At 63.7% G+C, this 24,250-nt stretch carries 30 protein-coding genes; 27 read left to right on the forward strand and 3 right to left on the reverse strand.

The genetic code is table 11. The annotated features are described in order from the left end of the window. The first annotated feature begins 4 nt into the window (after nucleotides 1–4). From O6W96_RS11230 to O6W96_RS11245, 4 genes are read left to right on the forward strand one after another with little or no spacing between them, the layout of a single operon-like run. Entirely contained in the window at nucleotides 5–475 is a 471-nt protein-coding gene (locus tag O6W96_RS11230; protein WP_353469624.1) for a hypothetical protein, read from the forward strand. Beyond that, a complete protein-coding gene (locus tag O6W96_RS11235; RefSeq protein ID WP_353469625.1) occupies nucleotides 472–1,467 on the forward strand; it encodes a DUF7146 domain-containing protein in 996 nt (331 codons plus the stop codon). Before O6W96_RS11230 ends, O6W96_RS11235 begins: the two co-directional genes overlap by 4 nt. After that, on the forward strand, nucleotides 1,464–2,888 hold the full coding sequence (locus O6W96_RS11240) for a replicative DNA helicase (protein WP_353469626.1): 1,425 nt from the start codon (nucleotides 1,464–1,466) through the stop codon (nucleotides 2,886–2,888). The genes O6W96_RS11235 and O6W96_RS11240 overlap by 4 nt, the downstream gene beginning before the upstream one ends. Then, on the forward strand, nucleotides 2,888–3,769 hold the full coding sequence (locus O6W96_RS11245; RefSeq protein ID WP_353469627.1) for a hypothetical protein: 882 nt from the start codon (nucleotides 2,888–2,890) through the stop codon (nucleotides 3,767–3,769). Before O6W96_RS11240 ends, O6W96_RS11245 begins: the two co-directional genes overlap by 1 nt. 23 nt (nucleotides 3,770–3,792) lie before the next feature. Here the strand turns inward: O6W96_RS11245 and O6W96_RS11250 are convergent, their stop codons facing one another. Next, nucleotides 3,793–4,134 (reverse strand): hypothetical protein, encoded by a 342-nt coding sequence (locus O6W96_RS11250; protein WP_353469628.1) that lies wholly within the window; start codon nucleotides 4,132–4,134, stop codon nucleotides 3,793–3,795. A 60-nt stretch (nucleotides 4,135–4,194) separates the two neighbouring features. Next, the gene (locus O6W96_RS11255; protein WP_353469629.1) at nucleotides 4,195–4,575 is read right to left on the reverse strand and encodes an STAS/SEC14 domain-containing protein; all 381 of its coding nucleotides are present in this window, start codon (nucleotides 4,573–4,575) and stop codon (nucleotides 4,195–4,197) included. A gap of 498 nt (nucleotides 4,576–5,073) precedes the next feature. On the opposite strand from O6W96_RS11255, the gene O6W96_RS11260 reads away from it, so the two are divergent. After that, nucleotides 5,074–5,580 carry a hypothetical protein gene (locus O6W96_RS11260; RefSeq protein WP_353469630.1) on the forward strand — a complete coding sequence of 169 codons (507 nt, stop codon included), beginning with the start codon at nucleotides 5,074–5,076 and terminating at the stop codon, nucleotides 5,578–5,580. Nucleotides 5,581–5,632: 52 nt separating this feature from the next. Here the strand turns inward: O6W96_RS11260 and O6W96_RS11265 are convergent, their stop codons facing one another. Further along, a complete protein-coding gene (locus O6W96_RS11265; protein WP_353469632.1) occupies nucleotides 5,633–6,232 on the reverse strand; it encodes a hypothetical protein in 600 nt (199 codons plus the stop codon). A 199-nt stretch (nucleotides 6,233–6,431) separates the two neighbouring features. Here O6W96_RS11265 and O6W96_RS11270 point away from each other — a divergent pair, with 199 nt between their 5' ends. From O6W96_RS11270 to O6W96_RS11375, 22 genes are all read left to right on the forward strand, one after another. Continuing rightward, nucleotides 6,432–6,617, forward strand: a complete 186-nt coding sequence (locus O6W96_RS11270) for a hypothetical protein (RefSeq protein WP_353469633.1) — start codon at nucleotides 6,432–6,434, stop codon at nucleotides 6,615–6,617. Between the two features lie 531 nt (nucleotides 6,618–7,148). Further along, complete coding sequence (locus O6W96_RS11275) at nucleotides 7,149–7,484, forward strand: HNH endonuclease signature motif containing protein (RefSeq protein ID WP_353469634.1); 336 nt, start codon at nucleotides 7,149–7,151, stop codon at nucleotides 7,482–7,484. A 118-nt stretch (nucleotides 7,485–7,602) separates the two neighbouring features. After that, a complete protein-coding gene (locus O6W96_RS11280; protein ID WP_353469635.1) occupies nucleotides 7,603–8,034 on the forward strand; it encodes a P27 family phage terminase small subunit in 432 nt (143 codons plus the stop codon). After that, nucleotides 8,027–9,841, forward strand: coding sequence for a terminase large subunit (locus O6W96_RS11285; RefSeq protein ID WP_353469636.1), 1,815 nt, complete (start codon nucleotides 8,027–8,029; stop codon nucleotides 9,839–9,841). Before O6W96_RS11280 ends, O6W96_RS11285 begins: the two co-directional genes overlap by 8 nt. A gap of 11 nt (nucleotides 9,842–9,852) precedes the next feature. Next, nucleotides 9,853–11,154, forward strand: coding sequence for a phage portal protein (locus O6W96_RS11290; protein ID WP_353469637.1), 1,302 nt, complete (start codon nucleotides 9,853–9,855; stop codon nucleotides 11,152–11,154). Next, nucleotides 11,144–12,007 carry a head maturation protease, ClpP-related gene (locus tag O6W96_RS11295; RefSeq protein WP_353469638.1) on the forward strand — a complete coding sequence of 288 codons (864 nt, stop codon included), beginning with the start codon at nucleotides 11,144–11,146 and terminating at the stop codon, nucleotides 12,005–12,007. Before O6W96_RS11290 ends, O6W96_RS11295 begins: the two co-directional genes overlap by 11 nt. Before the next feature lie 19 nt (nucleotides 12,008–12,026). Beyond that, entirely contained in the window at nucleotides 12,027–13,304 is a 1,278-nt protein-coding gene (locus O6W96_RS11300) for a phage major capsid protein (protein WP_353469639.1), read from the forward strand. Between the two features lie 80 nt (nucleotides 13,305–13,384). Next, the gene (locus O6W96_RS11305) at nucleotides 13,385–13,624 is read left to right on the forward strand and encodes a hypothetical protein (RefSeq protein ID WP_353469640.1); all 240 of its coding nucleotides are present in this window, start codon (nucleotides 13,385–13,387) and stop codon (nucleotides 13,622–13,624) included. A gap of 53 nt (nucleotides 13,625–13,677) precedes the next feature. Next, a complete protein-coding gene (locus tag O6W96_RS11310) occupies nucleotides 13,678–14,202 on the forward strand; it encodes a head-tail connector protein (RefSeq protein WP_353469641.1) in 525 nt (174 codons plus the stop codon). Further along, the gene (locus O6W96_RS11315; protein ID WP_353469642.1) at nucleotides 14,199–14,540 is read left to right on the forward strand and encodes a phage head closure protein; all 342 of its coding nucleotides are present in this window, start codon (nucleotides 14,199–14,201) and stop codon (nucleotides 14,538–14,540) included. Before O6W96_RS11310 ends, O6W96_RS11315 begins: the two co-directional genes overlap by 4 nt. A 2-nt stretch (nucleotides 14,541–14,542) precedes the next feature. Further along, nucleotides 14,543–14,950: an HK97 gp10 family phage protein gene (locus tag O6W96_RS11320; RefSeq protein WP_353469643.1), complete on the forward strand. Its 408-nt coding sequence runs from the start codon at nucleotides 14,543–14,545 to the stop codon at nucleotides 14,948–14,950. A 4-nt stretch (nucleotides 14,951–14,954) separates the two neighbouring features. Further along, a complete protein-coding gene (gene gp17 / locus O6W96_RS11325; RefSeq protein WP_353469644.1) occupies nucleotides 14,955–15,371 on the forward strand; it encodes a tail completion protein gp17 in 417 nt (138 codons plus the stop codon). A 5-nt stretch (nucleotides 15,372–15,376) separates the two neighbouring features. Beyond that, nucleotides 15,377–15,679 carry a hypothetical protein gene (locus O6W96_RS11330; protein ID WP_353469645.1) on the forward strand — a complete coding sequence of 101 codons (303 nt, stop codon included), beginning with the start codon at nucleotides 15,377–15,379 and terminating at the stop codon, nucleotides 15,677–15,679. A gap of 34 nt (nucleotides 15,680–15,713) precedes the next feature. Further along, nucleotides 15,714–16,142 carry a phage tail tube protein gene (locus O6W96_RS11335; protein WP_353469646.1) on the forward strand — a complete coding sequence of 143 codons (429 nt, stop codon included), beginning with the start codon at nucleotides 15,714–15,716 and terminating at the stop codon, nucleotides 16,140–16,142. 2 nt (nucleotides 16,143–16,144) lie between these two features. Beyond that, on the forward strand, nucleotides 16,145–16,579 hold the full coding sequence (locus tag O6W96_RS11340; protein ID WP_353469647.1) for a hypothetical protein: 435 nt from the start codon (nucleotides 16,145–16,147) through the stop codon (nucleotides 16,577–16,579). 68 nt (nucleotides 16,580–16,647) lie between these two features. Continuing rightward, a complete protein-coding gene (locus O6W96_RS11345; RefSeq protein WP_353469648.1) occupies nucleotides 16,648–16,833 on the forward strand; it encodes a hypothetical protein in 186 nt (61 codons plus the stop codon). Beyond that, nucleotides 16,830–20,336 (forward strand): phage tail tape measure protein, encoded by a 3,507-nt coding sequence (locus tag O6W96_RS11350; RefSeq protein ID WP_353469649.1) that lies wholly within the window; start codon nucleotides 16,830–16,832, stop codon nucleotides 20,334–20,336. The genes O6W96_RS11345 and O6W96_RS11350 overlap by 4 nt, the downstream gene beginning before the upstream one ends. A 114-nt stretch (nucleotides 20,337–20,450) precedes the next feature. Next, complete coding sequence (locus O6W96_RS11355; RefSeq protein WP_353469650.1) at nucleotides 20,451–21,056, forward strand: hypothetical protein; 606 nt, start codon at nucleotides 20,451–20,453, stop codon at nucleotides 21,054–21,056. Further along, on the forward strand, nucleotides 21,056–21,649 hold the full coding sequence (locus tag O6W96_RS11360) for a hypothetical protein (protein WP_353469651.1): 594 nt from the start codon (nucleotides 21,056–21,058) through the stop codon (nucleotides 21,647–21,649). Before O6W96_RS11355 ends, O6W96_RS11360 begins: the two co-directional genes overlap by 1 nt. Then, nucleotides 21,646–21,981, forward strand: coding sequence for a DUF6950 family protein (locus tag O6W96_RS11365; RefSeq protein ID WP_353469652.1), 336 nt, complete (start codon nucleotides 21,646–21,648; stop codon nucleotides 21,979–21,981). The genes O6W96_RS11360 and O6W96_RS11365 overlap by 4 nt, the downstream gene beginning before the upstream one ends. Beyond that, entirely contained in the window at nucleotides 21,974–23,734 is a 1,761-nt protein-coding gene (locus O6W96_RS11370) for a hypothetical protein (RefSeq protein ID WP_353469653.1), read from the forward strand. Before O6W96_RS11365 ends, O6W96_RS11370 begins: the two co-directional genes overlap by 8 nt. Next, entirely contained in the window at nucleotides 23,731–24,231 is a 501-nt protein-coding gene (locus O6W96_RS11375; RefSeq protein WP_353469654.1) for a hypothetical protein, read from the forward strand. Before O6W96_RS11370 ends, O6W96_RS11375 begins: the two co-directional genes overlap by 4 nt. Nucleotides 24,232–24,250: the final 19 nt, after the last annotated feature.

The following is a 24,250-nucleotide window of genomic DNA, read 5'->3' on the forward strand; positions in this document are numbered from 1 at the left end:
CCGCATGAACGCACCGTACATCCACGGACGCCGTCGTACGTTCTCCGCGTCAGCCGCGGTCGATACGCAGAACGCCGTCATTACGTCGATCAAGACCGACGATGGCGCAACCTGGGGTGACATGGGGCGCGTGCTGGGCAAGTCGGAGGACCGGGCGGCGGCATATGCCAACACCGCGTCGCCGATCGACCTGCCGACGTTCCTTGCCGGTTGCCATGAGTGGGGAGGGCGGTTCGCGGATCCGTTGCTCGCGCTGGTCGGCGGACGCTGGGCGGACGCGGGTGCGGTCTGCACTGGTGACGAGGCGGCGGCGCTGACGATCGCCAACCTGCTGCCGGCAATCATCGCGATCGAGGCGGACAGCCTGACGGAGCCGCACGAACTATTACCGCACGAGACGCTGATCCGTCGGGTCCACGCGCTGACCGCGATCTGGCTGGAAATGATCGCAGCCGAGAAGGGCAGGGGGCAATGAGCCGTTCCACAGGACGCGCCGAGCGTGACGCCGCTTTCCGCCAGGCGGTCGACGAGGCCAAGCAGCGGTACAACATCAGCGACGTGGTCGCCCGCACCCGGAAGGTCGTGCGTGCCGGCAAGAACGAGAAGCGCGCCCTCTGCGCCTTCCACGACGAGCGCACCCCATCGATGCAGCTGAACGACGGCAAGGGCACGTATCACTGCTTCGGCTGCAACGAGTCCGGCGACATCGTGAAGTACGTAATGAAGACCGAGAACATCGGCTTCCTCGACGCTATGAAGTGGCTCGGTGCTGCTAGCCTGCCCGGCGTGGATCCAGCGCAGCGTGCAAAAGCGGCGGCGGAGGACGAAGGCGACCGGCAACGTGCCATCGATCGCGCGCAGTCAGTCTGGGATAGAGCAATCCCCGCCCCGGGCACGCCTGCTGAGGTCTATTTGCGCAGCCGCGGGATCAGCATGCCCGCGCCGCACACAATCCGGTTTGCGAAGACTCCCGCTTGGTACGACGATGAGACAGGTCAATGCGGCCCTGACTTACCTGCGCTGGTCGGCGCGGTGGTCGACGGCGACGACCGGCTCATCGGTCTGCAGCGCATCTTCCTTGCTGATGGTGGGAAGCAAAAGGCGCGCATGGAGAAGCCTAAGCGCAGCCTGGGGCGGATCAAGGGTGGTGCGCTGCGCATTAATTCAGACGCCGATAGCGTGGGCGATGAGCTGATCGTGACCGAGGGCCCAGAGGACGGCCTGAGCCTCGCCCAGGAACTCGGCGCCGAGGTCTGGGTCACGCTCGGCACCGCTATGATGCCGTACATCGAATACCCGCGTCGCATCGTTTCGATCGTGATCGCAGGCCAGAATGATGCAGCCGGTCGCGCGGCGGTCGAGAAGGTCGAGGAAGAACTGATCGAGCAAGGCTACTCGACCCGGATCATGTGGCCGGCGGAGGGCTTCAAGGACTGGAACGACCAGCTTCGGGGTATCCGGGCATGAGCGGCGCTTTCGAGGAGCAGTTCGCGACGGCCGAGACCGCCAGCCCGCTGCACAACGTCGAGGCGGAGATCGGCTTTCTCGGGGATCTGCTCGCGAACAACCGACTGATCGACGAGGTGGCTGATCGCTGCCGTCCGGCAGACTTCTCGGTTCCGCTGTACGGCCGCATCTATGGCAAGATGATCGAGCAGTCGGCGTCCGGCGCGGTCGACGTGGTGACGCTGGCGCCGCACTTTGCCGAAGATGGCGAATGGCCCCGCGCGTATTCAGTGCTCGCTGCCGCCAATCTCAACGCAGGCCCAAAGGCGCGAACCAAGGCGTACTTCGACCAGATCACGATGCTGTCGAGCCGGCGGCGGATGGTCGCAGGCTTGAAGGACGTCGTCGCATCGGCCCGCAACCTCTCGGTCACACGCGAGGAGCTTGTTGCCGACGCAGACGAGGCGGTCGCCGAACTGGCGGAACAGGTCGTTACTGCTCAGGGATCGGTCGGCGAGTACGCGCAGGCAGTCATCGACAGCTTCGGCAAACCGATCATCGGCGTCCGGTGCGGCACGATCAACTCGCTGGACGGCGCGATCGGTGTTCTGCGTCCGTCCAACCTAGTCGTCGTCGGGGGTCGCCCCGGCATGGGCAAGACGTCGCTCGTCACGTCATACTCGATCGGCGCGGCCAGCATGGGGCACGGCGTCCTGATCTTCTCGCTCGAGATGAGTGCCGACGAGCTCACCCGCCGCATGCTCGCCGACATGACCTTCTCGACGCGCGGCGGCGTGCCATACGAGCACGTTCGCGACGGCACGGTCCGCCCACATGAGATGAGCGCGATGATCGCAGCGAAGGCGCGGTTCGATGAACTGCCGATCGAGATCAATGAGACATCTGGCCTGACGCTGGCGAAGCTGATCCGCCAGGCGCGCAGTCACAAGCGCCGGCTCGCTGCGAAGGGTGAGAAGCTCGAGCTGGTTGTCGTCGATTACCTCCAACTCATGGCTCACAGCCGCAAGGGCATGTCGCCGTACGAGCATGCCAGCGAAGTCAGCGTCGGGCTCAAGCAGTTCGCCAAGTCCGAAGGTCTCGTCGTGATGGCGGTGGCGCAGCTCAGCCGCGACGTCGAGAAGCGTCCGGACAAGCGACCCATGCCGTCCGACCTGCGCGACAGCGGTCAGATCGAGCAGGACGCCGACGTGATCCTCTTCGTCTACCGCGAGGAAGAATACCTGAAGAAGCAGGAACCGGACGACCAGTTCGGCGCCAAATACGAGGCGTGGCGGACCGACATGGAGGCCGTGCGCAACAAGGTCGAGTTCCTCGTCCCCAAGCGACGTAGCGGTCCCTCTGGGAAGGCACTCGGTTGGTTCTTCGGCGCAAACTCAGCCGTCCGCGGCAGCGATTTCTACAGTTCCAGGGAAGGTGCATAATGGCGCGTATTCGATCGATCCATCCCGGCCTGTGGACCGACGAGACCTACGTCTCGCTGTCGCCATTCGCACGGCTCATGTTCCTCGGTATCTGGAATGAGTGCGACGACATGGGCTCGTTCGAGTGGTCGCCGATCAAGCTCAAGATGCGGCTGTTGCCAGCGGACAGTGTCGATGCCGTCGCGCTGCTGGACGAGCTGGCCGAAGCGCGCTGCATCATGTCGTACGAGACTGGTGGGAAGCGCTACGGCGCCGTGCGCAACTTCTGCCAGTACCAGCGCCCGAAGAAGCCCAACTCGACGTATCCGCAGACGGAAGCGGTTTGGAACTGGGTGAACATCGAGGCCCGTTCAACACGCGACGGTGGGGAACTCGACACCCCTTCAGCTACGCCCAGTGGGGAACTCACCCCACCTTCAACCAAGGTCAGTGGGGAACTGAAGCCTCGTAAGAGGGGGGCTAGTGGGGAAGCGGTGGGGAACCAGTTACCCACCGGTGGGGAAAAGTCCCGCCAGAGGAAGGAGGGAGGAGATAGTTCAGTAGATAAATCTACTGACGCTGCCGCGTCGTCGATCGATCCGAAAAAGGCTTTGTTCGACGCTGGCGTTGCGCTGCTGGGGGTAGCGGGGCTGTCGGCCAAGTCGGCTCGGGCGCTGATCGCCAAGTGGTTCAACACTCACGGCGAGGAGGCGACGAACGCGGCGTTGCTCAGCGCTGCCGGCCGAGCTGAGCCGGTGTCGTGGATCGAAGCCAGGTTGCGAACGAAGGTTGCGGCTCAGGACGAAGCTCGAGAGGCTAGCCGGTCGACCGCGGAACGCTACCGGCGGATGGCGATACCCGGCCCGCCCGTCGAACCGCGAAAGCTGGAGGAGCACGCATGATCACTGCGTGCTCCCCGCCCTGGTCATTCCTCGGGGCCGCTCCGCGACGTGTCGAGGTCGATGTCTTCGCCAGGGTTGCCGCCGCCAGCACCCGAACCGCTGCCGTGAACCTCACCGGTCTTGTTGTCGATGTAGGCACGCTTGCCAGCTTCTGGCGGGATATCACGACCGTCGGCAGGTTCGTCCGCACCCGCATCGTGGGCACCGTCACGGTTCTGCAGATGGCGCTCCGCTGCATGGTCGGCGCCATCGTACTCGTCGCCCGAGTAGCCCTCGCCTTTCCCAAAACCGTCTGCGGTTCGATCGGCGTTGCCGGACTTGATGCTGACGTTGTCGACGGGATCGGGTGTATTGCGCTCGGTCATCGAGATCTCCTTTGGTCCGGCACGTCCAACGCTCAAGTTGCCGTACCGGGCGCGGATCCGTCAGCCTGCCAAGAGCCACTCCCGCGCCTCTGCGGGCTCGCCACTGAAGTACTGAACGTCTCGGCGTTCTGCGGCCCGCTCGACTTGCATCCGCGCGAGCGTCTGGCTCGTGACGATCGCAATGCGCTTCGACTTGGTGGCGTGGTTGTTCAGTACCCGCTGGAAGCCCGCTATCGCCTCTTGGGACTGGATCAGCATCTCACGCATGTCGACCAGCGTGAGATGCTGGTTCGGACCGCATCGAAGCTTTCGGTGGGCAACGTCTCTTTCTCGTTCGAATGCGTCGATTGCAGGCTGAGCGAAGAACCCACCTATGACGATTGTCACCAGGTTGAGCGTCGGGTCGGCGGTGATCGTGAAACGAGGAGTCATGCCGTTCACCTAAAGGCCCCGGCTTACCAAAGAGTTGCAGGCGGTCTCAGAACCTTGCTCGCCGTAATCACTGCCGCAGTGTTGCAAACGGCCGCCTCGAAACGTCGTCTGTTTTCTGCTGCCGTCCTTAGTTCCACCGTCGTCGATGTCCGAATTTCTGAGGGTCACCTCCCCTCGTGCCCACTGGCCGAGCATTGTGAGGTAACGAGCACGTTCCGCGCGGGTGCCGTCGATCGGGTGGTCACTAACTCGTTGAGAGCGGCGGTCGGTCGGCGTGCAGCGCTCCTGCTGAGCTGGGTGAGGCATCAGTCGCAGAACCTAACTTCGATCTATTTATATCTTCTTTACGGGGATTTGGTTCCGAGCGGCCGCACATCGGCAGACGACTGGCTGGAAAGTCGATTGGACACTGCGACATTCACAACTGGGTGGGAGGGCTGATCAATGCCACGGGGATCGAACGCTAGTACAAAGATCAAGCGTGTGCCGAAGTCGCCGGCGCAGCGCATGGCAGAGGCTGTAGCATCGAAGGCCGAGGCGATAGGCGCGCCAGCGATACAGGTTGCCCGCGGTATGCATGCTATCATCGACGTGCCGCTCCGCGACGCTGGGCGCGTGGTGACCGAGCACACGCTGATCAATCGGGGTGGCACGCCGGTCGCGCGCTGGAAGGCTGCTAAGCTGCTGTCGGATAGTCAGGTCGCGGCGATTGATCATTGCGAGACGCTATGGTCCCGGCTGGGTGGGAAGGCGCTGGTCATGGATCTGGCGCGCATCCCCGGCGCGGGCCAGGGCAACGGATGGGCGGAGCAGGAAGCACTCGACGATCTGAAGCGGATCAAGGGCTATGTGCCGCCCAAGTACTGGAGCCTGTTCGAGAACGTGTGTCGCTTCGATATGGCTGCCGGTTTCGCTGGGTCCGATCTCACATCGTGCCGGAACGATCAGGTAAGCGCGGCGCGGACGACTGTTCAGTTCGTGGCTGACATCATCGCGATGAAGGAGCGGTTGTGATGATCGATAAGACTCACCCTATCGCCGAAGGACCAGCGATAGGGTGAACCGGTTACTTCTTTACAGCGACGCCAGCGTTCACTGCGACGGGCGCGGCAGGCGCAACGATCATTGGTGCGGAAGCGGGGACGACAGCAACCGAGATATCTTCGTCAACGAATGCATGCACTGGAGCGCCGAGCGGGATCTCGGCACTGGTGCCGGTCATAAAGAACCCAGCGATCGGGAGCAGGGCAACGGCGCCGACAACGCCAGCAGTCCCGGTGGTACCTTTATCATCCAGCGAACCAGTCATGCGGATCTGCCGGCCGTTGGCACGGACGTAGAGCACACGGGCATTGATCCGGCCAGACTTGCCCCACATCCCCTTGTTCCGGACCTCGGTGATCTCTCCGACGGCCGGGCTGCCTGCGGGAATGACCACGTTGCCATCAACGGTGACGTTTTCGGCAGTCTCGAGCTGGAACCGCTGGCCAACTTTCAGCTTCTTGCCCTTCGTCGACAGTACCTCTGACATCTTCAGCGGCACCGATGTGCCCGCACGGAGCGTACCGGTCGTCGTTGCAGCAACTGCGGCCGGAGCGGTCTGAGCCTGAACGGCAGGTGCAGCAAAAGTGAGCGCACAAGCCAGCGCGCCGATAGCGATCTTCATTGGTATCCCCTCTGAGTCGGCCTCCCCAGGCCAAGTGCGGGGAAGTTGTTCGGGCAGAGGCGTGTGGTCAATCGGATAGAACATCCATTATGGATGCTTGTAAGAGGTTGACGCGATCACCCCCGCAAGCTACGCAAATGACCAGTTGTTAGAGCCGCGCCTGCGAAGGTTGCGGCTTTTGTTGTATGTGGAGGTCTAGATGGCTGCTCCGCTTATTCGGCTCACGACCGCGGATCATGTCGAGGCAATCGGCATGCGCGTGTTGCGCATCGCCGAGGATATGGCCGTAGGGTCACGCCACCAGGGCCGCAGCGAGCGCTTGATCGAACAGGCTGAACAAGCTGCAATCGATCTTCGTGCGGCCGTGCGAGGTAACATACGCTGACGGTGCGCCGCGCCAGATGGGCACGGCACACCGGCCTGATGTTAATAGGGTTGGAGCTGCCCGTTCTCGCAGATCGCAATGGGGTTAGACTGGACGTATGGCCCGTATCGGCCTTCAGTTCGGCCGCCGCCAACACCGTACCGCGTGCATGTGTCGCGCTCGTACCCAACCTGAACAGTCATCGCTGCATCGTCATAGTAATAGCGTTCGTACATCACGTCGCCACCACCTTGAGCGATAGCAGGAGCGATTGGCGTCATCGCAGAACCGAGGGCAACAAGCAGCGCTAACCGTTTCGATATCGAATTGAACATCTGTTATCTCCCGTTCAACCGGTAGCTAATTAGGTTCAGTACGGACCGTTTCGAATCAGCTACGGTGTAAAGAGCTTAGAGCATGGCGAATGGTTCGCAACCATTGTAAGAATGACCTTGGGATTTATTGGGTAAGTCGTCACCAGCCAGGTTGCGGGATCGCGCAGCAAGAGCCGAGCCCACCTGCTGGCTATCGCTGTCATCTGCGAGGGTAACCATGCGCGAACACAGTTGGCGCAACGATAGACGCAAGACTGCCGAGCGCGGTTACGGTGGTAAGTGGCAGCGCGAACGCGTTGCCTTCCTGGCGTTGAACCCTGTTTGTGAACGCTGCGAGAATGAAGGCCGGGTCGTCACCGCGACCGTCGTCAATCACCGCACACCACATCGCGGGAACGAGGTGCTGTTCTGGGATCGCAGGAATTGGGAGGCGGTATGCAAGCCGCACCATGATGGTGAGATCCAACGCGAAGAACGATCGGGTGTCGTTCGTGGTGTCGATGCAAGCGGACGCCCGACCGACCCTTCGCATCCTTGGAACAGGGGCAGCTGACACCCCCCTGTCATAAGTTCTGAAGGGCTTGCGTCCCTGACCGGAGGCGACCGTCCGTGCGCAGCGAGAGCAAATTTTGAGGGGGGGGAGTTTCGGCTCGCCTTCCCGAGGAGGCCAAGTGGCCGATGTCATCGAATTACCGGGCGGCGCGGGCGTTCCGCCCGAACCGAACTGGCGCACGCTCTTCGGTCGCGCAGCCGATCGCGAGGCCGCGTCGGGCTACTGGAAGAGCATCGTCAGCGAGGTTCGCAGCGCCGAGAAATTGGCGGTCGCGAACTCGCATTCGATCGTCCGGCTCGTCGTCGCCTACGTCACCTTCGACCTCTCCGCGAAAGAGGTGCTGAAGCTGGGGCCGGTCATCAAGGCGAAGCGCACCGGCGTCCCGACGTTCAACCCGTGGTGGACGACGATGTCCAACGCTGCGAGCCAAGCGCAGGCTCTTGAGAAAGAGCTTTGCATCTCGCCGCGCGAGCGCGCAGCCGGCGGCAAGATCGAGAAGAAAGTTCGTCGCAGGACGGGCGCCGATGCGTACCTGAAACCGCGTGGCTAATCGGTTCCTAAGCGATCCCGATCCTACGACAGCCTGGGCGAAAGCCGCGGTCGAGGGGAAGCTCTTCACCTCCGGCGAGCTCGTCCGCCATGCTGCCGAACGTCACCTTCGCGACATTCGCGACGGTGAACGACGCGGCATCTACTGGCGGCCGGAAGAGGCTGCACACTTTCTGAACTTCTTGCCCTCGGTCTTTCAGGTGACGGACGGCCCTGCGGCCGGTCAACCGTTCTACCCGCTCGAGTGGCATACGTTCGTCGGCGGCAGCCTGTTCGGCTGGCGCAATGCGCAGAACCGCTGGCGGTTTCGCTCGGGCTGGTTGGAGACCGGCAAGGGGCAGGCCAAGTCGCCGCTGATGGGCGCGATCGGCGTCTACATCATGGGATGGTGCGACATCGCCCGGCCGCAGTGCTACGCGATCGGCGAGGACAAGGCGACGGCGAACGTCCTGTTTCGCGATGCCGTCGCCATGTGCCGCGCGACGATTCCGGATCACGACGAGGGCGACAGTCTCGAAACGCGCGGCGAGGTTGTCATTCGTGGCGAACTGCAAAACGCCTGGAAGATCGAGCACCCGGACAGCGGCGGTTTCTTCCAACCGATCGCCAGCGGCGACGCCCAGTCGGGCCCGCGCCCGTCCTATGTGGCGGGTGACGAGATCCACGAGTTCAGCAACGACTATTCTATCGAGACGTGGAAGCGCGCGATCGACAAGGTCGCAGGCAACGCCCTCATGTTGCTGGGGACGAACACGCCAGCGACGAACCAGCACGTCGGCACGTCCTACTCGAGCATGTATCAGCTCATCGCGAAGGGCGAGGCGCGCGACGATAGCGCGTTCTCGTTCATCGCCCGCGTCGACAAGGCCGATCGCGAGAACGTCCTTGAGAACGAGAAGTGCTGGCAGAAATCGTTGCCGGCGCTGGGCGAGACCTTCCCGATCGAGAACATTCGAGAGACGGTCGCTTCCGCGTTGCTGCGACCTTCGACCAAGTCGAGCGTGAAGCGCCTCTACTTCGGCATCGATACCGCGTCGGCGGATTTTTGGATCAGCGAAGAGAAGTGGTCGGCGGTTCAGGGTGCGGTCGACGCGACCAAGATGCGCAAGCGGCGCTGTTGGCTCGCGCTGGACCTTTCGAAGAAGAACGATCTCACCGCGCTTAGCGCCGCATGGGAAGCGACTGTCGACGAACTGCTCGCCGTGAAGTCGTGGTACTGGACGACCCAAGACGGTCTTCGCGATCGTGCCGAGGCGGACAAAGCGCCTTACGTCGAATGGGTCGAAGACGGCTATCTGGTCGCCACGCCCGGCGCGACGATCGATTACACGTTCGTCGCGATGCAGGTCGCTAACCTCGTCGCCGAGCAGATGGTCGAAGAGCTTCTCGTCGACGTGGCGTTCATCGCCGACTTCATTGCCGCCTGCGAGTCTGTCGGCCTTTCGGTGTGGCGATACGAGGGGCCCGGGAAGCCCGAGGGGCGCGGTCTAAAGATCGTCGCGCACGCCCAGGGCAAGAAGGTCATGTTCGAGGATCGGCAGCTTTGCATGCCGCACTCGATCACCCGCACCGAAGATCGGATCCTCGAAGAGCGCGTCATCATCGACGCATCGCCCGTCACCTACAGTTGCGCGGCGAACGCTGCGATCGACTCCGACGGGCAGGGAAACCGGGCTTTCGACAAAACCCGATCACGCGGCCGTATCGATGGAATGGTCACGACCGCGATGGCGATCGGCGGCGCGACGGCTCACGAAAAGCCGAAAAAGAAGTCGGTCTACGCCTCCCGTGGCGTCCGGCGCGTTTAAGGAGGGCGAGTATGGCGCTGTCGCCCACTGATTACATCCGCGCGGCTGGCGGCCGGCGTTCGTATGCACCACGCGTGCAGGCCGGGCCCAAGCTGTCCGGTCCGATAGTAGCGTATGATGGGTACGATCTGAGTGACCCGAGGTTGCTTGAGGCGATGCGCGGCGACGGTGGTCGCGTTGGTGTCGCTGGCATTGGCGTGAGCGATCGCTTGGCGATGCGCAACAGCACGTTCTTCCGCGCGCTCTCGCTAATTTCGGGATCGATGGGGATGCTTCCAACGCACCTTATGCGCCTCAAAGCCGATGGAACGCGTGAGAAGGCCCGCGATCATCCGCTATTCAATGTGCTGCACAGGAAAGCGAACGACTACCAGACGGCGAGCCAGTTTAAGAGCCATATGCAGACCTGCGCACTGCTCGATGGCAATGCGTACGCACTCAAGGTTAAGTCACGCGGCGCGGTTCGGCAGTTGATTCCGCTTCCTCGCCGGTCTGTGAAGCCGGTGCTGTCGGATACTTTCGATCTATCGTTCCAATATCAACCGGCGAAGGGCAGGGCGCGGATACTATCGAAAGACGACGTGTTCCATTTTCGCGCTCCGATTTCGTTAGACGGCCTCACCGGCGTTTCGCTGCTCGATATAGCCGCTGACACTCTTGGGCTTTCGCATCGCGCCTTACAGGCGGCGGGCCGGATCTACGACAAGGGCACCATGGTTCGAGGCGCTCTCGAAACCGATCAGGAGCTTGGCGAAGAAGCGTACGGCCGTCTGCGAGACAGCCTTCGCGAGAATTTCACCGGCATTGATGCCGAAGAAGACTTCCTCATCTTGGAAGAGGGCCTGAAAGCGAAAGTTCTATCCGGCACGGCCAAGGATAACTCCTTGGTCGAGATGCGGAAGCTGGAAGCGGAAGAGATTAGCCGCTTCACGGGCGCACCCCGTCCGCTCCTCATGTTCGATGAAACGAGCTGGGGTTCCGGCATTCAGCAGCTTGGCTTGTTCTTCGTCACTTATTGCCTGCTGCAATGGTTCGTCATCTGGGAAGAGGCGATCTGGTTCTGCCTGCTCACGCCAGTCGAGCAGGAAACCATGTACGCGAAGTTCAACGATGGGGCGCTGCTGCGCGGCTCACTGAAAGAGCAGGCGGAGTTCCTCAAGGCAGCGCTCGGTCCCAACACCGGCTTCTTCACGCCGAACGAAGCGCGCGAATACATGGACAAGAACCCTATCGCCGGCGGCGATGACTTGCCCCGGCAGGGAACCACGGCGGCGGCCGTCCAGAAGGAAAATGAGGATGATGATGCGAAATAGCTTGCTCGCGGTCCTTGCAGCGCGTCCGCCAGCGATGCCCGATCTTGGCGGCGGTAACGACTGGCAGTTCGAAACACAGGCGCTGGACGCGGAGTTCGCTCACTTCGAAGTCCGCGCACTGGCATCGGACAACCCGACGATCTCGATATTCGATCGGATCGGCGCGGACTATGACGGCAACGGTGTGACGGCGTCGCGCATTGCGGGTGCCCTGCGCTCGATCGGCAACAAGGCCGTCACGGTCGAAATCAATTCGCCGGGCGGCAATTATTTCGAGGGCGTCGCGATTTACAATCTGTTCCGTCGCCACTCGGCGGCTGTGAACGTGCAGATCCTCGGCATCGCCGCGTCGGCCGCATCCATCATCGCTATGGCGGGTGACACGATCGAGATCGCTCACAATGCCGAGATCATGATTCACCAGGCGCAGGGCGTGTTCTTTGGCAACGCCGACGACATGGAAGCGGCGATCGTCACCCTGCGCAAGCTCGATAGCGCGATGGTCGACGTCTACGATGCCCGCTCGACCAAGTCCGCCGACGAGTTGCTCGCCATGATGAAGGCCGAAACCTTTATCGGCGGACAGGAAGCGGTCGACATCGGCTTCGCGGACACCGTCATGGAGCGTGAAGCTCAGATGCCCGTGTATGCGAAGGCGGACGACCTTCCGAACGACAAGGCGTCACTCGACAAGTTTCTCGCGACGAAGGGAATGCCGCGCGCCGAGCGGCGAGAACTTTACCGCGCGATGGGGGTTGGCGCTCGCCGCGCCAATCCCGAACCTGCCACGCACAACGCTGGCGATGAACCGGACGCTGGTTTCGCCAGCGCCCTTGCTGCCCTCTCTATCTAGCGAGAACCATACCATGAATATGCAGACGAACCTGCGCGGTGGTACCGCGCTGGGCCGAGGCCTCATCGCCGTGCGCGCCGAGGCTCAAGCCAAAACTCCCGCCAACTTCGGTGAGCTTGCCGTCGCCTGGGAAGCCTTCAAGGCTACGCACATCGCGCAGCTCGACGAGATCAAGGCCGGAAAGACCGACGTCCTGACGACCGACAAGCTGGACACGATCAACGCCGCGTTGACCGAGTTGCAGACCGCCGTCGACGACCAGGCGAAGATCCAGGCCGCCGCCAAGCTCGGCAACGGCGGTGTCATCGGCGACATCCAGGGCGACCCGGAATATTCGGCGGCGTTCAAGGCGCATATGCGCAAGGGCGACAAGGCGCCGGCTGATGTTCAGGCGGCGATGTCGCGCGGTACCGACGCGGACGGCGGGTACCTCGCGCCGATCGAATGGGATCGTACGATCGGCGAGAAGCTCAAGCGTATCAGCCCGATGCGTCAGGAATCGCGCGTCATCACGATCAGCGTTGCCGGCTTCAAGAAGTATTTCGGCGATCGTAACGTCGGTTCGGGCTGGGTCGGCGAGACGGCCAGCCGTCCTGCCACCACCACGCCGCAGATCGGCGTGCTCGAGTTCACGCCGGGCGAGCTCTACGCCAATCCCGCTATCACTCAGCAGCTGCTGGACGATGCCGCGGTTGACCTTGAGCAGTGGCTCGGCAGCGAAGTCGACACCGAGTTCAATCGGCAGGAGGGTATCGCGTTCCTCAGCGGCGACGGCGTCAACAAGCCCTATGGCGTGCTGACCTACGTCACCGGTGCCGCCAACGCCGCCCGCCATCCGTACGGTGCCATCAAGGCACTCGGTTCGCAGGCTGCGACGGCTTTGAGCGGGGACGGCCTGCTTGACGTCATGTACGACCTGCCGAGCGAATATGCCGCAAACGCCAAGTGGCATATGAACCGGCTGTCGGTCGGTACCGCTCGCAAGCTCAAGGATGGTCAGGGCAACTACCTCTGGCAGCCGTCCTATGCGTCGGGTCAGCCGCAGACGCTCGCCGGCGCGCCGGTCGTCGAATATCCAGACATGCCGCTGGTCGCTGCTGGCAACATCGCCGCGCTCTTCGGCGATATGGAGGCAACCTATCTCGTCATCGACCGGGTCGGCATCCGCATCTTGCGCGATCCCTACACCAACAAGCCGTTCGTGCACTTCTACACGACCAAGCGCGTCGGTGGCGGTGTCCACAATCCCGAGCCCATGCGGGCCGTGAAGATCCAGGCGGCTAAGGACGTCGCCTGATCTCCGCCGGGCCGGTTCAAACCGGCCCGGTTCTTCGAAGCTGCGGCGCGCCGGGGTTTCGGAGAACCAGGAGAAGCATGATGGATAGTAAGACCGTTACCAAGGCCGCAAAGGCCACCGAAGCCGCCGATCTCGCGGCAGCGTCGGAGTTTTCGCCGTCGGGCGCACCGCGGCAGACAACCGACATCGATCTCGATCACCCGGCCGTCGACAACAACCCGCGATCGGGCACGACGGACGATCAGAACCGGATCGATTTCAACGATCCCTCGCTCGATGGTCGCGAGGCCGTCGAGAAGGCGCTGAAGGCGCAGAACTGAACATTCGGCGTCGGCTTCGGCCGGCGCCTTACTCCCGCCCGCGAGGTTTGCTCATGCCGATCCCGGTATCCCTGCAAGATGCCAAGCGGCAGCTTCGCGTCGACGACAACGAGCAAGACGACGAGATACAAGGTTTCATCAAAGATGCCGCGGCTTGGATTGAAGAATATACCGGGCATATCCTCGTCGCTCGCGACGTTGTTGAACAGTTCGACAATTTTGGGCGGCTTCGTCTTCGTGCGTGGCCGATAAAGCCAAATGCAACCGTTGGTATCGGCTATACGCCGAACACCGGTGCGGCGACGAATCTTTATGGCGCCCGCATAGTGTCGACGAGCCACCGCCCGGCGCTTGTTTCTCCGGCCGCTGGTAGTCGGTGGCCGTCAGCGGCGACCGGGGTGACCGTCCTTGTACGCGCTGGCTATGAAGACGACGACGCGGTTCCGGGCAATTTCCGCCGCGCCATGCTTGTGCTTATCGGCGCCTACGATGCCGATCGCGAGGGCGGCGAAGTGCTTCAAGCGGCGGAAGCGACCGCGCGCAAGCTGTGTCGTTATTTTCGATTGCGACAGCTGTGAAAAAGGGCGAGCTCAATCGCCGCATCGAGTTTTGGCGTTCCGGCTCGGTCAATGACGGCTTGGCAACGGTGCCCGGCAACCCCGTATCGATCGGCAAGCGCTGGGCGAAGAAGGTCGACGTCAGCGACGGCGAGCGCATGCGGGCGAACCAGCAAGGGCAAAGCCTCGACACCCGCTTCGTCGTGCTGAGCGATGCCCTGACGCGCACGATCAGCGGCAAGGACAAGATCACCTGGGGCGGCGCGACCTACGACGTTGTCGGCACCAAGGAAGTCGGCGATCGGCGGAACGACGCGATCGAGATCACGACGACGTCGCAGCCCGACATACGCTCATGAAGATGAAGGTCCGGATCGAGGGGACCGACGAGATCGCGCGGAACCTTAAAAAGATGGGCGCCGCGCTGCGCAGTTCCACGCTCGTTCCGATCATGGTCGAGCACCTCGAACCGATGGCCGAAGATATGCGGGCGCATGCGGCGCGGCGATCGGGGCAGATGGCGGACAGCGTGACGGTTAGCCAAGAATTGTCCCCCGCGCAGGAAGCTTCGCACGTCCCGATTGCCGAGATCGAGGTCAACGTCGGTCCGGGGCCGCTGCCCCAGGTCATCGCCGAAGAGTTCGGCAATTTTCGCCAGTCTCCGAACCCGTTCATCCGCCCGGCCTTCGACAGCAACGTCGACACGGCCATGCGGGGCATCGCCGAAGATGGCATCGACGCCGTGCTTGAGGCCGGCAGGAAGGGCTAATCCAATGGAAGAGGGCCTTCGTGCTTTGCTGCTGGGGACGGCGGCGCTTTCCGATCGCGTCGGCACCCGGATCGACTGGGGCGTTCGGTCGCAGGGCTCAACGCTGCCGGCGATCACCTTGCACTCGGCCGGCGGCGGCATTCGCATGAACCTTGGCGGTTCGAGCGGATGGAGCCGCGACCGGGTTCAGATCGATTGCTGGGGCCGCACCTTCAAAGCGGCCCGGGATCTCGCCGACATCATCGTTCCCCGCGGTCGATCGGGCGGCCTGCTCGTCGGGTTCCGCGGCGACCTTCCCGGCGTCCGCCTTCGCACCCTCCCCCTCGATCGTCGCAGCGACGACGACGAGGACGCCGAGGGCCCAGTTCACCGTACCAGCCTCGATATTTCGGTCTGGCACACACCAATCCCAACGGAGTGACCGACATGCGAATTGAGATCACGTCGCCCTTTATCGACAAGCAGGCGACCGACCCGGACAACGCCGACGTCGCGGCAGGTACGAAGATGACGGTGACCGCCGAACGCGGCGCCGAACTCGTCGACCTCCGCCTCGCTGTCGAAATCGATACGCCTGCGAAGCCTGCGCGCCCTGCGCGCAAGGCGCCCAAGGCGCGAACGAGATCGGCGCGGGCAGCGCCGGTGAAGACGCCTGCCGCCCCGGTCGACCAGGCGCAGACGACCCCGCCCCCCGAAACGGCCTCGACGCAGGCCGAAGTTCAACAGTGACCACTTGGCGCGCTGCGCCAACTAGGAGGAAAGCATGGCAGAGACTGTAGCGGCGACCGACATTGGCGCCCTGACGACGTTCGGCAAACTTGTCGGCGCCGTCTATACCCCGTTCGCCGAGATGACCGAGCTGACGTTGCCGGAGACGTCGCGCGACAGCATCGATTACACGCACTTCGGCAGCCCTGACCTTCACCGCGAGTTCAAGCCCGGTTGGAGCGATGCCGGTGAAGCCGCCATCACCTACAACCTCGTTCCGGGTCTGATGGACGACGCCGTGATCGCGGCGCACCTGGCATCGCGCGCTGTCGATACCTGGCGCGTTGTCTTCCCGAACGGTGCGAAGCTCGACTTCAAGGGTTTCTCGACCCGACACGCTCGCGCGACGCCGCTCGATGACAAGATGACCGGCTCGTCGACCTTCAAGGTCTCCGGCAAGCCCGTCCTGACGGTGGCTGCATAATCATGGTCGCGGCAAACCCGCAGCGCGGGCAGATGGGCGTCGAGGTCGGCGGACGGACCTTGACGTTCGCCTTCAGCACCAACGCCCTCTGCGCGATCGAGGACGAGTTCGACCTCGACGACATCACGGGCCTGGAAAAGGTGCTGAACGATTCGCCGTCGCTCCGCACGATCCGCAAGCTCTTCCGCATTGGCCTCACCGACCTTCACCCCGACATGACCGACGTGGAGGCCGGGCAGATCATGGACGCCGTCGGCGGTCTCGAACCGTCGCTCGAGCTTATCATGCGAGCGGTCGAGCAGGCGTTTCCGGAGGCGGCCGCAAAGGGCACGGCGGACCCTCGGCAGCGGACGGTGAAACCCGTCCGTGGGACTGGTCGGCGCTCCACGCCAGCTGGTGCGAAACCGGGCGCTGCGCCGAACAATACTGGCGCCTGACACCACGAGAGATCGCCCGCGTCTTCGAAGGCGAAGCGCGGGCGGCTCGCAGCCGGCATGACCTGCACATGCAGGCGGCATGGACGGCGGCGGCGCTTGGACGCGCCAAGAAAATGACACCGTTGAAAGACCTTCTCTCGACCCCCGAGGTCAAGCCGAAGGCCAAGAAGACGAGCTGGCAATCGATGTACGCCGCGGCGGCCACATGGTCCGCCTCAGTCGGCGAGATCCGCACCGAAGGAACCGCCTCATGAATATGGCAGTGGTCGGCGCAGCACGCGTTGTGTTCGGTGCGGATACCTCGGATTTTGACGCCGGCGCGAAGGGCGTCGAAGGCGTCCTCGGTCGTCTGGTGGAGAAGTTCCAGGCGGTCGAGCAGCGTATCAAGAATATCGGCCTCGGCATCACTGTCGGCATCACGGTCCCGTTCGCTGCGATGGTGCGAGCCGTCGACAAGGGCGCGGGCTCGTTCGAAGGGCAGATGAAGAAAGTCGAGGCGGCGCTCGGCAATATCTCGGGCGACCAGCTGAAGGCGCTTTCCGACCAAGCGCGCACCCTTGGGCCGCAGGTCGGCAAGGGCGCAACGGAAGCGGCCGGCGCGATCGAAGCACTCGGTCTCGCTGGCGTTTCGACGTCCGACATTCTCGGCGGCGCGCTGAAGGCGTCGCTCGACCTATCGGCCGCGGGCATGGTCGATGCGAGCGCATCGTCGGCGCTGGTCACCGACGTCATGGGGCAGTTCAAGAAAACCGCTGGCGAGTTGCCCGGTGTGGTGAAGACGGTCGTCGGCGCGCTCGACACGTCGAAGTTCGGCTTCGATGACTTTCGCCTGGCGGTCGGACAGGGCGGCGCGATCGCCGCGGCCTCGGGCGTCAGCTTCATGGATTTTGCGACCGCGATCTCGGCGACCAGCACGCAGTTCACGAGTGGCGCGGACGCGGGCACGTCGTTCAAGACGTATATTCAGACGCTGACCGGCAAGAGCAAGGAAGCCGAAGGCGCGATGAAAAAGCTGGGGCTGTCGTTCTTCGACGCCAACGGCCAACTGAAGCCGCTGTCGGAGCAGGCCGATGTTCTGCGCAAGGCATATGGCAACCTGACGGACGAGGCGAAGAGCAAGGGGCTTGAGAAAGTCTTCGGCGCCGACGCCGCGCGAACCGCGATCGGGCTCATGGAGCAAGGCCGCGAAGGTTTTGAAAAGCTGCAATCGGAGATCGCCGGCGGCGACGTCGAGGGCAAGATCGCCAAGCGGCTCGAAGGATCGGAAGCCGCCAGCAAGCGGATCAGCACCGCATGGGAAAGCCTGAAGATCGCGTTCGGCATCGAGGGCGGACTGCTCGCGCCGTTGACCGCGCTCAAGAACGGCTATGCCTCGCTGCTCGAAACGATCTCGAACGCTCCCCCGTGGATGCTCAAGATCGGCGCGGCATTCTCCGCGATGTCCGCGGCGATCGGTCCGTTGCTGCTCGTCGTCGGGCACCTGGGCGCGATCTTCCTCGCGAACTTCGCCGCCTCCAAGTTCGGCTTGATCGGTCGGGCGCTGGGGCTTCTCATCTCGCCCGTGTCGACGATCATCGGCTTGCTCGGCGAGTTCGGGCTATCGCGCGTGCTGACGATGATCGCCGGACGGTTCGCGGCCTTCCTCGGGCCAGTCGGCTGGGCGATTGGCGCCTTCCTGCTGTTCAAGGACACGATCCTGATCGTGCTCGGGCAGGTATGGGACAAGATGGTCGCGACGCTGGGCCCGCCGCTCGAAGCGATCATGGCGAAGCTGTCGGGCATCTTCAGCGCGCTATCGGGCGGGCCGATCGGTTCGGCGTTCGGCTTCCTTGTCGACGTGATCCGCGGCCTCGCAGACGTGATCGGGACCGTCCTGGGCGGCGTGCTCGCTATGTTCGGCGAAGTGCTCGTCCGTGTCATGAACGTCGGCGTTCAGGCGATCGAGGGCTTCGTCGATGTCCTCGCCGCGTTTGTCGACGGCGTGTCGGCTCTGCTCAGCGGCGACTTCGCCGGGGCATGGGAGGCGGCCGGTCGCGTGCTCGACGCCGTGTTTGGCGCGATGGTCGACATGATCGTCGCGCTCGTGCCCGACATGGAGGCACCGCTGCGCCTCTGCTACGAGGCCGCGAAGGCTTGGCTTTCGGACGGGTTCACTTCCGTCATGGCGTGGTTCGGTGAGGCCGTGCAGAGCGGCGTCAACTATGTCGCCAACGCGTTTCCGAACGTCGTCGCCTCGGCGAAGGGAGTCTATGAGGGCGTGAAGGCATGGCTCGTCGACAAGTTCGGCGGGCTGATGACGTGGATCGGCAACGCGGCGAAGTGGATCGGCGACAAATACGCCGCCATGAAAGAGCGCCTCGGGTTCGGCGGTACCGCGGCCGATGCGGCTCCGCCTCTTCCCGAAAAGCCGAAGGAAACCGCACCGCCTCCCAAGCCGAAGCGCTCGGTCGACTTTGGCGACGACGACAAGCCGAAGAAGAAGGGCAAGTCTGGCGGGAAGGGTCGCGACACGTCGCACGACCAGGAGAACCGCGACCAGCTTGAGTTTCAGGTTCAGATCGATGCCGCCCGGCTTCGTGGCGATCTCGCCGCAGAGGAAGCCCTTCGTCGCAAGATGGACCTGTCGAAGCAGATCGAGGCCTATCAGCGGACCGGTCTGTCACTCGTCGCCGCGACGGCCGCAGCAACGCGGGACATGGCAACGCTCGAGGCTGCCCGTCGGGATGGTCTCGCAAAGGACTTGGCGCGCGACGACTTGTCGCACCGGATCCAGCTTGCGAGCATCGCCGGCAACCGCACGCTCGAAGAGAGCTTGGAGCGTCAGCAGGAAATCCAGAATCGTATCCTCGGGTTCCAGCGCGACGGGCTGTCGCTGGCCGAAGCGACGATCCTCGCGCAGAAGCAGCAAGCCGACATCGATCGCGAGCGGGCAGGCGTCCGCGCCCGGTTGCTGGCGGACGACGCGCAGGATCGCGAACTGAAGCTCGCCCAGGCGCGCGGCGATAGCGACGAGCGAATCCGCCAGCTTGAGCGCGAGATCGCCGTCCGCCAGCGCGAGCGGGAGTTGCAGCGCGAACTAGGGCTCTCGCCCGAAGAAGCGCACGCGCAGGCGATGACGGAAGCAATGCAGGACGAGCAGGCTCGTCAGCAGGGCATCTTCCGCGACACGATCAAGGGCGGGTTCCAGGCGGCGCTAGACGGCGACCTGAAGGGCTGGGTCAAGAACTGGTGGAAGGATCGCGTCGCCAAGGGGCTCGAAGAGGCGCTCAACTCGCTGTCGGACGCCATCGCAAAGCTGTTCTCAAACGCCGGCGATGGCGCGGCGGGCGGCAGTGGCGGCGGCATCATGGGCGCGCTCGGCTCGATCTTCGGCAGTGTCTTCGGCAAGGGCACCGGTGCGGGCACGATCGGGCCGGTCGATATGACGGGCTGGGATGCTGGCGGACCTATGAGCGCGATCGATCCGGGGCTGAAGCTTCCGGGCTTCAAGACCGGCGGCTCGTTCAAGATCGGCGGGCAGGCAGGCATCGACAAGAACCTCGTGATGTTCCGCGGTTCGGTCGGCGAGCACGTCAATATCAGCAAGGCGAACGACAACGGCCCCGTCGGCACGACCGTCGTGCATATGCCGATCACCTACACCGGCGCCGTCGACATTGCCGACAAGGCATATGTCCAGGCCAACGCGCAGCAGACGAAGTCGCAGGTCATGTCGGCTGTCACCGAAGCCAATCGTCGCCGTGCGGGGGGGAAGTAAATGCCGGAGTATTTGCTTCCCGACGTGCCTTTCCCAGCGAACGCCCGCCCCTATCGGGCGATGTTCTATCTTCAGCCGTACAACAGTCGGTCGCAAAGCCCTTGGACCCGTGCGGTGAAGACGTTGAGTCTGTCGAAACCGCTATGGGTTGCCCGCGTGACGTTCCGCACGGGATACGACGGGTACGAAGGCGCGGACGCCTGGGGCGGCGAAATGGACGCTTGGATCGCGGAGCAGGAAGGCGGCGCGAGGACGACCGAGCTTTGGGACTTCCGCCGCCCCTATCCGCCCGGCTTGCGGCGGTATTACTCGCAATTCGCCGGGGCTCGCTATTCGTTCGTGAACGGCGAAGAGTTCAACATGGGCGAGCGCTTCGTCGTTCCGGCGGAGTCCGAGCCGCTGAACGAGGCGGCGGTACGCGGTGCAACCGAAATGGCCTTCGTGGGCTTCCTTCCGAACGAGCCCGTGTTCCTGCCGGGCGACATGATCGGCGGCGACGGGCGGCCACATATCATCCTTCGGCCTTCAGTCGCCGACGGTAACGGTCGCGCGGTGGTCCGCTTCATCCCGCCGCTCGACTTCGACGTTCCGGCAGGCAGCGCGATCACGGTTCAGCCGCCCGGACGCTACCAGCTCGTCTCCGACGACGCCGGTGCGAACGAGACGGCCGTCGGCGAGTCGACCGAATACACGCTCGACTTTGTCGAGGTGCCGATCTGATGCCCCGCGTTCGCAAGATACCGCCCGCGCTTCAGGCTGAGATCGAGAAGGACGTCGTTCGTCCATTTTTCGCTGTCGGGATTGACCTGCCCGACCCGGTGTTCATCTGGACGGGCAGCGGCGAGATCAGTTTCGCCGACGCCGACTGGGTCGGGATCGGCTCGGAAGAGGGCAAGTGCATCGGCTCGCTTGAATCGATCGGGGAGAGCACCGACGGCTCAGCACCCGGCGTCAAGGTGACGATCGTCGGCATCCCGTCCGAACATCGCGACCACATCGAAGAGCAGGCGGTGCGCGGTGCCGACTTCCGCGTCTACATCGGGGCGTTGAACGAGACCCGGCAGATCGTCCAGGCCTACAAGCTGCTCACCAGGGCAAAGCTCGACAGCTACCAGATCGTCGACGGGGTCGACCTGAGCGTGATCGTCACCGGTGAAAGCCGGATGCTCGACCAGCGCCGCCCCTCGATCAAGCGTTACACCGACGCGGCGCAGCAGAAGAAATATCCGGGCGATCGGTTCTTCGAATACATGCCCCAGCTGCCGAGCATCCCGATCCTCTGGGCGAAAGCCAAACAGGACGCGGTGCTTTGAGCGACCCCGACTGGGGCCGCCATTGCGGGGACCTCTGGCGCGATCACGTTCTCGACCAGACCGGGCGCGACGTCAGCGACATCGTCGGCGCCATGCCGCGCCGACCACGGGAGTTCGCCGCCATGATGCATCGCCTCGGCGTTCGTGACCTGGGCGGCGTCGTCACGGCCGCAATGGGCCCTGCCATCCCGCGCCGGCAGGCAACGCGCGGGGACATCGTTCGGCAGGGCTGGGCGCTCGGCATTTGCCGCGGCCCCGTTGCCGAGTTCTTCGGCGGCGAAACCTCGCCGATGCGTCACGTCGATCAAGCTTGGGGCGTCCGTCATGGGTAAGGTCGTCAAGATCGTCGCAGGCATTGCCATCGCGGCGGCCGCAATCGCGCTGGCGGCCCCCACGGGCGGCCTGTCGATCGCGGGGGCGTTGAGCCTCACCGGTATCGCGGCGAGCGTTGTCGGCGCGATCGGCGCGGCCGTGTTCGCCACGGTTGCCACGCTCGCTTTGAACGCACTCATTCCGCCGCCTGGCACAAAGCGCGAGCCGGAGAATTACGCGCAGACCTTGGCGGATAGTCAGATCATCATCGGCAAGTGCCGAGCGATGTCGCTCAAGATGGCGTTCTTTCACCCGGTCGGCAAAACGCACCGCTATTTCGTCTGGGTCGTCGCCGGTCACCGCGTGAAGGGCCTGACGCGGTGGTATCTCAATGACGAGGTCGTGACGGTCAACGGCGCTGGCATGGTGACGTCGGGCAAGTATGCCGGGCATGCATGGCTCTGGTTCGAGCGCGGCGATTATGACGCAGTCGCTAATTCGACCTTCGTCGCCGAGTGCGGCGGGAAGTGGACGACGAACCACCGCGGCCGGAACGTCGCTAAGGTCTATGCGAAGTTCGAGATGACCGACGACGTCGTCCAGGCTGGGCGCCCGATCATCACTTGTGAGGTCGAGGGCTCGGACGAGATCTACGATCCGCGCACCGATTCAACAGGCTATTCGAACAACGCCATTCTCGCGTTCTACTGGTGGATGGCGCTGCCGCGCGAGGACGGCGGTTTCGGCTGCTATCCGGAAGAGATCGACTGGGATTGGGTCGCCACAGAGGCCAACGTCTGCGACGAGCAAGTCCCGCTCAAGGCTGGCGGATCGGAGCCTCGCTATACCCTCGACGGCTATATGCAGACGGGCGCCGATCCGAGCTCTGTCCGCGGCATTCTCGTCGACAACATGGCGGGTCGCTTCACCTATTCCGGCGGCCTCATGCTCGCCCGCCCCGGCTACTGGGTGCCCGTATCGACGACAATAAGCGAAGACGATCTCGCCGACGCGGTCGCGTATGACCTCCTAACCCCAGGCGACCAGCGTGTGACCGAGATCAGCGCGAGTTGGAACGATCCCGACAAGCTCTATGTCGCCGACGAACTTCCGCCCCGCTCGATCCCCTCGCCGGACATCGCGCAAGGCTCGCTCGACCTGCCGTTCGTGAAGAGCCGCACGCGCGGGCAGCGGATCCAGAAGATCCGCCTGCTTCAAGGTGGTGCGGCGATCACCCTGTCGCTACCGCTGAACATCAACGGGCTCGGGCTTGCGCCGATGGATACCGTGATGCTCGGGGGCAACCGCTACCCCCGTCTGGCGAATACAGCGTTCACCGTTTCGAACTGGTCTATCTCGCCCGGCTTTGGCGTCCCCGTCAGCGTTCGCGAAGAGAACGAGGATATGTACGCCTGGACGGTCGCCGACGAGATCGATCGCGGGGTCGTGCAGACGATCGACCAGGCGGAGTTGATCGGGGACACGCCACAGGCGCTGCCGCTCGACGCCCCGACCGAGTTCAAGGGCGCGCAGACGGCGGCGCTTACGGTCAAGCTCGACTGGCGCAATCCGAAGTCGTCGCTCTTCGATCACATCGTCATCGTGCGTGACGGCGCGGCGCTTCCGGCTTCGATCGTCGGTGGTCTCGGCGCAACCCTGTCAGCGACCGATAACCCGCCCGCGACCGGCGCTCACACATACCGCATCCGCGCTTTCAGCACCGATGGAGGAACAACGGTGGATAGCCCTCAGATCACGGTAAACGTCTCGTGAAGGTGCTAGGGTCTTCCGTAGCGGTACGGGGCGCGGGTGGGATCGAGCCGATCGAGCCCGACGCGGGCCCGAACGGCGCGTCCGCCTGGACGCCAATGCTCGCGATCGAGGCGGACAGCACCGCCCGTTACCTGAAGGTCGTTGACTGGACGGGTGGCACCGGCGCGAAGCCCGCGGTCGGTTACGTCGGCACAGCGGGCATCACGGCCAAGGCCAACGCCCCGAACCTTAACGCCGCAAAGCGCGTCGCGTTCTTCAGTGGCGTCACGGTCGTCGGCGGGATCACCGACATCGTCTTCACCGGATACACAGTACCGCCTCAGGTCGCGATCGTCGGCGCAACACCGGCGCTTCTGGTCGGCGCGGTCAAAGCCGAGATCGTCGCCGGCAGCATCTCGAAGGACGGCTGCCGCGTGAAGGTCACGACCGCCTCCCTTGCCGGCGTCGTCTCCGCCCTGATCGGCGCGACCGTGACCGTCCTGACAATCGAAAACTAACCTCTAAGACGGGAAACCC

It is taken from the genome of Sphingomonas faeni, from assembly GCF_040407495.1.
GTDB classification, from domain to species: Bacteria; Pseudomonadota; Alphaproteobacteria; order Sphingomonadales; family Sphingomonadaceae; genus Sphingomonas; species Sphingomonas faeni_D.